2 protein-coding genes are annotated in these 1,559 nt (G+C 41.6%); both read left to right on the forward strand.

Annotation, left to right across the window (positions count from 1 at the left end; genetic code table 11):
• Positions 1-142 precede the first annotated feature (142 nt).
• A complete protein-coding gene (locus KAS42_01135; GenBank protein MCK4904836.1) occupies positions 143-532 on the forward strand; it encodes a prepilin-type N-terminal cleavage/methylation domain-containing protein in 390 nt (129 codons plus the stop codon).
• A gap of 398 nt (positions 533-930) precedes the next feature.
• The coding region (gene groEL / locus KAS42_01140) for a chaperonin GroEL (protein ID MCK4904837.1) at positions 931-1,559 on the forward strand (629 nt) is incomplete at its 3' end.

A 1,559-nucleotide genomic window follows, 5' to 3' on the forward strand; every position in this document is an offset into this window, starting at 1 on the left:
CCAATATGTTATGGACTCTTACACGGGTATTGACTTCTCAGTAAGCAGGGGTATAATTGTAATACAAGGATAGAAAGGTCGGAATGTCTATAAGAAGTTCTGACCTAAATAAAAGGGAGGTGAATGAATAATGAGAAAGCGATTGCATAGTAAAAAGGGTTTTACCCTAGTTGAGTTGATGGTGGTGGTCATTATAGTAGGTATTTTAGCCGCAGTTGCAGTTCCGCTTTATAGAGCCAATGTCCGAAGAGCGATGTCGAGCGAAGGACAGGCCCTAGTCGGTTCTATTAGAACGGCTGAGCGATTAGTTTTTGCTGAAACTAATGCATATACAGCTGTTTGGGCTGATATAAGCGGAAGCATAGACCTTACCGGTAATAGATACTTTACTACAGCTCCCGTGCTTGTAGCGGCTGGAACCGGTGCTGCGGCTACATTCACTGCTACAGTAACAGCAGCTGCAGGAGGAGATGCGGCAGGTATTGTTGTAGCTATTAACCAGGCTGGAGCTATAACCGTAACAGGTCTATAGTTTATAAGTTTGGGATAGAATAAGAAGTATAGACTCCGTTAGAAGTTAGTATTTAGGATGTGCTGTCCTTGTTGATACTGACTTCTGACGGGGTGTTTTTTTTAATCGGAACATAGTTCCGATTACCTCGCAGAGTATCCCGACGTTACGTCGGGATGGTTTACGTTACGGGGTTTATCCAATAAAGAAACCCCGTGCTTTAGCACGGGGAGATTCATCCCCCCCCTGTTAAAATTTCTCTCCATATTAAAATGATTTTTGACATTACATAGTCAACTGCTTATAATACACATCCAAATTCAGAATTTTCCTATTGTTCCCGTCTGTTTATGCAGGCAGGTACATATTTTAATGTAGTGAATTCGTTATTCGCCGGATTATAAAGGAGGTAGTTTTATATGGCTAAACAATTAATTTATAAAGAAGAAGCACGACAAGCGTTAGAAAGAGGGATTAATCTTCTGGCAAAAGCGGTTAAGGCAAGTTTTGGTCCTAAAGGAAGGAATGTAGTCCTTGAAAAGAAATGGGGTTCGCCGACTATTACGAACGATGGAGTTACCATTGCCAAAGAAATCGATTTAAAAGACCCATACGAAAATGCGGGAGCGCAGTTGCTTAAAGAAGTTGCAGAAAAGACTTCTGATATTGCAGGGGATGGAACCACTACCGCAGTTGTTTTGGCGCAGGCGATATTCAAACAGGGTATGAAGAATATTACAGCGGGCGCAAATCCTATGATTTTGAAAAGAGGTATTGAAAAAGCTGTTGACACGATTGCGTCCGAACTTAAAAAAATTGCCCAAAAAGTGGAAAAAAAGAACGAAATGGTTCAGGTCGCTTCTATTTCGGCTCATAACGATAAAAAGGTGGGAGAACTTATTGCCGGTGCTATGGAAAAGGTTGGCAAGGAAGGTGTGATTACCGTTGAAGAAGGGGAAAAACTTGAGACGCAATTGGACGTTGTTGAAGGTATGCAGTTTGACAGAGGATACATTACCCCGTATTTCGCGACAAATACCGAGAAAAT

The sequence above is a fragment of the bacterium genome (assembly GCA_023135785.1).
Classification (GTDB): Bacteria; CAIJMQ01; CAIJMQ01; order CAIJMQ01; family CAIJMQ01; genus CAZNJA01.